This is a genomic window from Polaribacter sp. (genome assembly GCF_965660385.1).
Lineage (GTDB): Bacteria > Bacteroidota > Bacteroidia > Flavobacteriales > Flavobacteriaceae > Polaribacter.
The window spans coordinates 1-8,196 of record NZ_CBFHZT010000080.1; the positions used below are offsets into that span (position 1 = coordinate 1).

Consider the following 8,196-nt stretch of genomic DNA (forward strand, 5'->3'; position numbering starts at 1 on the left):
CCTTTTTTACGTAAAATTGCAATTGCTTTATCGAAATCACCTTCTGCTTCTACTAATGCCTTTTTACAGTCCATCATTCCAGCTCCAGTTGCATCTCTTAATTTTTTTACGTCAGCAGCACTAATTTTTGCCATGTTCTTAATAGTTTTAAAGAAACGTTTTGTTTCTAATTATGTATTAAAATTATTTTTTTTCTTCTGTTGCAGGTGCATCAGTAACTTCAGCCTCAACTTTAGCCTCCTCTTTTTTAGGAGCAGCTTTTGCTTCTTTTACTTTTTCTTTATCTGCTTTTCTGTCTGATAAACCTTCTGCAATAGCGTCAGTAACAAAACCTAAAACTTTATCTATAGATTTAGAAGCATCGTCATTTGCTGGGATTACAAAATCAACCTGTCTTGGGTCAGAGTTTGTATCTACCATTGCAAAAATTGGAATGTTTAATTTCTGAGCTTCAGCAACAGCAATGTGTTCTTTTTTAATATCGATTACAAATAACGCACCAGGTAAACGAGTCATATCAGAGATAGAACCTAAGTTCTTTTCTAATTTTTCTCTTTGACGATTAATTTGTAATTTTTCTCTTTTTGATAATGCATCAAAAGAACCATCCGTCTTCATTCTATCAATTTGAGCCATCTTTTTAACAGCTTTTCTAATAGTAACAAAGTTGGTTAACATACCTCCAGGCCATCTTTCTGTAATGTAAGGCATGTTTACAGCTTTTGCTTTTTCAGCAACGATGTCTTTTGCTTGTTTTTTTGTAGCAACAAATAAAATTTTACGTCCAGAGTTTGCAATTTTTTTCAAAGCTTCTGAAGTTTCTTCTATTTTAGCTGCAGTTTTATACAAATCAATGATGTGTACACCATTTCTTTCTGTATAAATATAAGGAGCCATGTTTGGGTTCCACTTTCTTGTTAAGTGACCAAAATGTACTCCATTGTCTAATAATTCTTGAATATTAATGTTTGCCATTTTTAAAATGTGTTTACTTTCTGTTTTTTAAATCAATGATTAAGTAGTCTTTTCGAGTCTTAACCATTTAGATACTAAACTGTTAATTAATAAATAATAACAGTCTCTTTTGTAAATAATTGCTGAAACAAGTTCAGTATAAAATTAACGTTTAGAGAACTGAAATTTCTTACGTGCTTTCTTCTGACCGAATTTCTTACGTTCAACCATTCTTGGATCACGAGTTAATAAGCCTTCTGGTTTTAAAATTGCTCTATGTTCTTCGTTTATAGAAACTAAAGCTCTAGTAATAGCTAAACGAATCGCTTCTGCCTGGCCAGTAACACCACCACCATAAACATTTACTTTAATGTCATAAGACGTTAAGTTTTCTGTAAGCATTAATGGTTGTTGTACTTTATATTGTAAAGTTCCTGTTGTAAAGTAATTTTTAAAATCTTTTTTGTTTACTGTAATTGTACCTGTACCTTCTGAAAGATAAATACGAGCAACTGCAGTTTTTCTTCTACCGATTTTGTGAACTGTATCCATTATTTATAATCGTTAAGGTTAATAGCTTTAGGTTCTTGACCTTGTTGTTTGTGCTCTCCGCCTGCATATACATACAAGTTTCTGTATAAAGCGCTACCTAAAGTGTTTTTTGGTAACATTCCTTTTACTGCTTTTTCGATTAATCTCGTAGGATCTTTCTCAAACATTTCTGTTGCAGTTAACGATCTTTGACCTCCTGGATATCCTGTGTGACGAATGTATGATTTGTCTCTCCACTTGTTACCAGTTAGTACTATTTTGTCTGCGTTGATAATAACCACGTTATCTCCACAATCTACGTGAGGAGTATAGTTTGGTTTGTATTTACCTCTAATTAGCTTAGCTACTTTAGAAGCTAGACGACCCAACGTTTGCCCGTCCGCATCAACTAAAACCCACTCCTTATTTACGGTAGATGCGTTTGCTGATACTGTTTTGTAACTTAATGTGTTCATAATTACACTATTAGTTTTTGTTCAATGAATAAATATGTGTTTTCCTTAAAAAAGGAGTGCAAATGTACATCTTTTTATTGGTTTGACAAATAGTGAGTTAGAATAATTTCTAAGCATATCAAGTAAGTTAAATATAGTTTAAAGTGTTGATCATAAAAATAAAAAAAATGGAAGTAAAGTGCTTTAAAACATTAGAATTATAAAAAATAGATAAGTGTTGATAATTATATGGTATTAGTAAATTGCAATCTGTTTTAGCGGTTGATATTTTGAAATTAATAGAAAATATCCCAAATTATTAACAAAAAGTTAAGAAAATAGAAAGTTACTTTTGTGTTTATATTGATGTAAATATATTTCTGAGATTATTTTAAAAGACTAACCAACTGAATGCAACAAAAAATCATCTTAAAATTTTTAGCTTTTTTCGTTTTTTTATCCTTAAAAACAACAGCACAAGAAAACACGCAAACTACAATTCCCAAAAGAATATATACTACAAAACCTTTAAAAAAAGTACCAATTATTGATGGTGATGTTTCTGATGCTGCTTGGAACATTGTAGAGTGGTCATCAGATTTTACAGAAAAAGACCCTGATGAAGGTACACCTCCTACGTATCAAACTTTATTTAAGGTGATGTATGATAAGAAGTACTTATATATTGCAATTAGAGCTTTAGATAGTGAGCCAGCATTAATTCAAAGAAGATTAAGCAGGCGAGATGGTTTTCAAGGAGATAGAGTAAATGTAATTATAGACAGTTATCACGATAAAAGAACGGCTTTTGTTTTTACCACAACTGCTGCTGGTGTTAAAGGTGAAGAGTTTGTGTCACAAAATGGTAATAATTGGGATGATAGTTGGAATCCTATTTGGTATACCAATGCAAAGGTTGATGATAAGGGCTGGACTGCTGAAATGAAAATTCCTTTTAGTCAGTTACGATTCGGAAAAGCTGAAGAACAGGTTTGGGGCTTTAACATCAATAGAACTATTTTTAGATTACAAGAACGTTCGCTTTGGCAAAGAATTCCTAATGATCAAGCTGGTTTTATTAGTGAAGCAGGTGAATTACATGGGTTAAAAAACTTAGTTTCTCAAAAGCAATTAGAAGTTCAACCATTCACAGTTCTACAATATGATAACTACCCTGCAGAAGCTGGGAATCCTTTTAGAACAGGAAAAGATTTTAAATTAAATGCGGGGTTAGATGCAAAAATAGGTGTTACAAATGATCTTACACTCGACTTAACTGTTAATCCTGATTTTGGACAAGTAGAAGCAGATCCTGGGGCAATTGCGTTAGATGGTTTTCAAATCTTTTTTCGAGAACAGCGTCCGTTTTTTGTAGAGAATAGTAATATATTCGATTATGAATTTGCAAATGGTAGCGATAATTTATTTTATAGCAGACGAATTGGTAGAAATCCACATAGGTCTGCCAACCTTTCAGATGGTGAGTTTGCTAACGAGCCACAAAATTCTAGAATTTTAGGCGCCGCAAAATTTTCTGGTAAAACAAGAGATGGCTGGTCCATTGGTGTTTTAGAAAGTGTTACAGGTAATGAATTTGCAGAAATACGACAAGCTGATGGAGAAACTCGAGAAGAAATTGTTGAGCCACTAACCAACTATTTTGTAGCCAGAGTGCAAAAAGATTTTAACGAAAGAAACTCTTTTATTGGCGGAATTTTTACAGCCACAAATAGGCATTTAAATGGTAATTTTAATGAATTGCACAAAGCTGCTTATTCTGGAGGAATAGACTTTCAGCATAACTGGAAAAACAGAGCATATTTCTTAGAAGGTAACATGATTTTTAGCCACGTTTTAGGCAGTAAAGAAGCTATAGCAGCAACGCAACAAACGTTAAGGCATAATTTTCAAAGAACAGATGCAACACATGTAACTGTAGACCCAACTAAAACCTCATTGTCGGGTACAGGAGGCAGATTAGAAATAGGTAAAAATGGTGGAGGAAATTGGAGGTATAATGGAGGCGTAATTTGGCGTTCTCCAGAATTAGAATTGAATGATGTAGGTTTTTTAAGACAAACCGATGAAATTATTCAGTTTGGTAGCCTAAATTATTTATGGCAAATTCCTACTGAAACATACAGAAATATCAGAGCACGATTTGAACAATTTTCTTTTTATGATTTTGGAGGAAATTTAAATAGAATAGGTTTTGAGTTAAATGCAGAAATTAGCTGGATTAACAATTGGTGGACAGAAGGTGGTTATGGAATTGATACTAACTTTTTCGATAATTTTTATTTAAGAGGAGGTCCAAGATTTAGAAGGCCTAATACCTCTTCTGCTTATTTTTTCTTTGGTTCAGATAGAAGCAAATTGTTCAGCTTTACCTTAGGATACTCTAACAGACATTCTCAAGAAAATGTAGTTGCTAGAGATCGTTTTGTAGTCCGAACAAACTATCAACCTACAGATGCATTAAGTATGTCTCTAAATTTAGAGTATGCTAATTTAAATGATAAAACACAATATGTTTCTGAGGCCAATTTTAATAATAATGATAGATATATATTGGGTAACATTCAAAACCAGACCTTAACTACAACCTTGCGCTTAAATTATAGTTTTACACCAGATATTTCCCTACAGTTTTATGGGCAACCTTTTATTTCTAAAGGAACATTTTCAGAATTAAATCGAGTAATAAATCCACTTGGTAAAAGTATAAATGATAGAATTTCAGTATTTGATTCCAATCAAATTACACTTAAAAGTGATACTTATTTGATAGATGAAAATAGAGATGGAATAACTGATTACTCGTTTAATAATCCAGATTTCTCATTTGTACAATTACAAACTAATTTGGTAGCAAGATGGGAATATATTCCAGGTTCTGAATTGTTTTTAGTATGGTCTAGAGGCTCTGTAGGTAGTGCAGCTATTTCTGAAGATTTGGTTGATGCTGTTTCAGAACAAGTGTTTAATGTACCAGCAAATGATACTTTTTTAGTGAAATTTACCTATCGTTTCAGACGATGAATTTCTTAAAAGTAGCTTCTTAGATAGTTTCTGATTACATGTGTTTTGAATTTTATTAAGTGATGAAATTTCTTAGGAACAAAAAAAATTTTAGAAAATAACGTAAAGAAAAAAATTAGCAAAAAGGATTTTACGGTAGTAATTTATTTTTAAAAATAAGTTTAAACCATCAAATTTTGGTAAAGAAGTTTTTTTAATTTTTTAGAATTTTTAAGCTCAAATAAAGAGAATACACTATTTTATCTGAATCGTTTGATATAATTAGATGATTAAGGTTGATGCCTTTTTTGTGCAAAAAGGTTAATCAAATCCGTATTCTGGTGTTCTGTATTCGCTTTCATAATTGTATTTTCCATATCACTTTAATTTCAAATATAATAATAAACTTTATCACGTTTTTTATTTGTGTTAAAACTTCAGTACAAAAAGTAATAATTCTTATAAAATGAATATCTTTGAAAACCTTTACTTAATAAAGCCTTAATGAAGTTATCATTTTTAAATTTCACCTTGATTTTTTTGTTACTTTTTTCCTTAAAAAGTCAGTCTCAAGAAACTTTGCCTATATATCAAGATTATCTTTCAGATAATGTGTACTTGGTGCACCCATCTGCTGCTGGAATTGGTAATTCAAGTAAAATACGTTTTACGGCTAGGCAACAATGGGCAGGTATTCCAAATGCGCCAGCATTACAAACGTTAAGTTTTCATACAAGATTTAACGAATATTCTAACGCTGGTTATGGTTTTGTTTTATATAACGATAAAAACGGATTTCATTCTCAAAAAGGTTTACAAGGTACATATACCTATCATTTACCAATGAGTGATGGAAGACTTTTTAATCAACTTTCTTTTGGATTAGCATTTACGTTTCTTCAAAATCAATCCGATCAACGAACTTTTGGTACAGATACCGCTCAAAGTATTGTGAGTACCACATATTATAATGCAGACTTTAGTATGGCTTACCATTATGGAGGTTTTTCATCTTATTTTACAGCCAAGAATTTATTGCCAACAAATGAAAATAATTTAAATGTACAGCAAACATTAAATTTAAGGAACTATATAGTATACACAGGGTATTATTTTGGTGAAGATTTATTTTTTCAACTAGAGCCTTCATTCATGTTTCAACTTAGGCAAGGTACAGGTGCACGAATTGCAGATTTTAACATAAAAGCATATAAAACGATTTCTAAAACTCAGTTTTGGGCAGCACTGTCTTACAGAAGAACTTTTGATACAAATGCAATTCAGAATGCATCATTTATATCTCCTATAATTGGCGTAAATTACAAGAACTTACTTTTTTCTTATACGTATACCAATCAAATAAATGATACTGTTTTAACAACTTCTGGGTTTCATCAGGTTTCAGTTGGTGTAAATTTATGGACTACAAAAGCAAGAGCTGCAGCTTGCCCAAATATTAATAGTGCATTTGGTAGCTTTTAAAAATTACGTTCGCTAATCTTTACATTTAAATTTGAAGCTACAAGAGAAGTTAATACATTTTTGTTTTTGTTGATATAGAATTGGTGATTACCTGAATTATCCTTATGATTTAAAAGCTGATGTGTAGTTAGAATATGTTTTGTTTGTTTAGCAACAGCCAAGCCAGAATCAATAATTTCAATTTTATCACCAATAATTTCTTTAATTTTAGGTATTAAATATGGGTAATGTGTGCACCCTAAAACCAAACAATCTATACCTTCATTTGTCATAGGTTCAAGATAAGAACTAAGTAAGTTGTGCATTTCTTCTGATGCAATTTTACCAGCTTCTATAAGTTCTACTAAACCTTCTCCAATTGTTTCTTTAATAATGATTCCTTTGTGTAATGTGTTAGATGTTTTTGCAAATAACTCACTTGTTAAAGTACCTTTGGTGGCTAAAATACCAATAGTATTGGTTTTAGTTTTTAAAGCTGCAGGTTTAATGGCAGGTTCAATACCTATAAATGGTATTTGGTATTTTGTTCTTAAAAGTTGAATTGCATTTGTAGTTGCTGTATTACAGGCAACAACAATTAATTTGCAGTTTTGGTTAATTAAAAAGTTGGTGTTTTTTATAGATAAATCAATAATTTCTTGTTTGCTTTTTATGCCATAAGGTGCATTTTTACTATCAGAGAGATAAATTGTATGTTCATTAGGCAAAAGCGTTGAAATCTCTTTCCAGATAGATGTGCCACCAACACCAGAATCAAAAATACCGATTGGAAAATTATTTGATTTCATATAATTGTAAAAATAAAAAAACCTACTGTAAAAGTAGGTTTTTCAATATTATTAAAGTGGTTATTTAAAATCCTAATTTGGTTTTTACAGCAGCATATAAATCTTCACCTTTTTTAACCAATAAACCTTTACCAACAGAGGCATCAAAAACATATTGTATACCTTTTGCAGCAGCCACTTCTTCTATAGCTTTCTGCGCTTTTTCTATAATCGGTTGTAGGCCTTCAGCTTGTTTTTTCTGCATATCTTGATAAGCAGTTTGTCTTAATTGCTCGTATCTAGCATTTTCTTGCTGAACTTCTTTTGCTCTAATTTCGTTGATTTCTTTGGTTTGAGTATTTTGTTCTTGGGTATATTTTTTCATTTTTGCATCTAACTTTTTCCCCATACTCTCCACTTCATCCTGGTAAGTTTTTCCTAACTTTTCCATGTCTGCTTTTAATTGTGTAGTTTGTGGCATCTCAGCTACTAATTTTTCAAAGTCAATATGACCCATCTTTTGTGCATTTGCAACACCACCAAGTCCTAAAGTAAATACAGCAATTAATAGTAACGTTTTAAAATTCTTCATTTTTGTTTTAATTTAATTATTATTCTTGTCTTTTTTGTTAACTGTCTTCTTTTTCTTTTTTCTCTTGCTCTTTCTTTTTTCTAGCTGCTTCTTTTTTTTCTCTTAATAATTTACGTTGTTCAGCTCTTTGTTTTAATAATGCTTTTCTTTTTTCTGCAATAGCTTTCTTTTTAGCTTGTTTATCTGCAATTTTTTTAGCGAGAGCTTCTTCTTTATCCTTTTTAGCTTCTTCTTTCTTAGCAAGAATTTCTTTTTGTGCGCTGCTAAGTTCTTTACTTGGTGCCGATTTTGCTGCTCGTTCTTTTCTTGCTTCCTTTTTTTCGGTTGATAATCTTGTTCTGTCTATGGTTGATAAAACAAGGTCGCTAATATCGTATTTTTTATTTGAATAGAG

7 protein-coding genes and 2 pseudogenes are annotated in these 8,196 nt (G+C 31.3%); 2 read left to right on the forward strand and 7 right to left on the reverse strand.

Annotation, left to right across the window (positions count from 1 at the left end; translation table 11 throughout):
• The 4 genes and pseudogenes from ACTG3V_RS14410 to rplM form a co-directional block, all read right to left on the reverse strand.
• Positions 1–134, reverse strand: a pseudogene (locus ACTG3V_RS14410) (translation elongation factor Ts); the annotation flags it as partial.
• Positions 135–183: 49 nt separating this feature from the next.
• The gene (rpsB, locus tag ACTG3V_RS14415) at positions 184–975 is read right to left on the reverse strand and encodes a 30S ribosomal protein S2 (protein ID WP_439132874.1); all 792 of its coding nucleotides are present in this window, start codon (positions 973–975) and stop codon (positions 184–186) included.
• Between the two features lie 144 nt (positions 976–1,119).
• Positions 1,120–1,506, reverse strand: a complete 387-nt coding sequence (rpsI, locus tag ACTG3V_RS14420) for a 30S ribosomal protein S9 (protein ID WP_439132875.1) — start codon at positions 1,504–1,506, stop codon at positions 1,120–1,122.
• Positions 1,506–1,961 (reverse strand): 50S ribosomal protein L13, encoded by a 456-nt coding sequence (gene rplM / locus ACTG3V_RS14425; RefSeq protein ID WP_439132876.1) that lies wholly within the window; start codon positions 1,959–1,961, stop codon positions 1,506–1,508. The genes rpsI and rplM overlap by 1 nt, the downstream gene beginning before the upstream one ends.
• 390 nt (positions 1,962–2,351) lie before the next feature.
• Between rplM and ACTG3V_RS14430 the strand changes: the two genes are divergently transcribed.
• Positions 2,352–4,982 (forward strand): DUF5916 domain-containing protein, encoded by a 2,631-nt coding sequence (locus ACTG3V_RS14430; protein ID WP_439132877.1) that lies wholly within the window; start codon positions 2,352–2,354, stop codon positions 4,980–4,982.
• 483 nt (positions 4,983–5,465) lie between these two features.
• Positions 5,466–6,443, forward strand: a complete 978-nt coding sequence (locus ACTG3V_RS14435) for a PorP/SprF family type IX secretion system membrane protein (protein WP_439132878.1) — start codon at positions 5,466–5,468, stop codon at positions 6,441–6,443.
• On the opposite strand, the gene murI is transcribed toward ACTG3V_RS14435, so the two are convergent.
• The 3 genes and pseudogenes from murI to ACTG3V_RS14450 all read right to left on the reverse strand — a co-directional run.
• Complete coding sequence (gene murI, locus ACTG3V_RS14440; protein WP_439132879.1) at positions 6,440–7,231, reverse strand: glutamate racemase; 792 nt, start codon at positions 7,229–7,231, stop codon at positions 6,440–6,442. The genes ACTG3V_RS14435 and murI overlap by 4 nt on opposite strands.
• A 64-nt stretch (positions 7,232–7,295) precedes the next feature.
• Positions 7,296–7,802 (reverse strand): OmpH family outer membrane protein, encoded by a 507-nt coding sequence (locus ACTG3V_RS14445; RefSeq protein ID WP_439132880.1) that lies wholly within the window; start codon positions 7,800–7,802, stop codon positions 7,296–7,298.
• Between the two features lie 37 nt (positions 7,803–7,839).
• Positions 7,840–8,196, reverse strand: a pseudogene (locus tag ACTG3V_RS14450) (OmpH family outer membrane protein); the annotation flags it as partial.

Excerpts from the sequence above, each read along its gene's own strand:
- rpsB (WP_439132874.1), bottom strand. The coding sequence starts at position 975 with ATGGCAAACATTAATATTCAAGAATTATTAGACAATGGAGTACATTTT.
- ACTG3V_RS14445 (WP_439132880.1), bottom strand. The coding sequence starts at position 7,802 with ATGAAGAATTTTAAAACGTTACTATTAATTGCTGTATTTACTTTAGGA.
- rpsI (WP_439132875.1), bottom strand. The coding sequence starts at position 1,506 with ATGGATACAGTTCACAAAATCGGTAGAAGAAAAACTGCAGTTGCTCGT.
- ACTG3V_RS14430 (WP_439132877.1), top strand. The coding sequence starts at position 2,352 with ATGCAACAAAAAATCATCTTAAAATTTTTAGCTTTTTTCGTTTTTTTA.
- ACTG3V_RS14435 (WP_439132878.1), top strand. The coding sequence starts at position 5,466 with ATGAAGTTATCATTTTTAAATTTCACCTTGATTTTTTTGTTACTTTTT.
- rplM (WP_439132876.1), bottom strand. The coding sequence starts at position 1,961 with ATGAACACATTAAGTTACAAAACAGTATCAGCAAACGCATCTACCGTA.
- murI (WP_439132879.1), bottom strand. The coding sequence starts at position 7,231 with ATGAAATCAAATAATTTTCCAATCGGTATTTTTGATTCTGGTGTTGGT.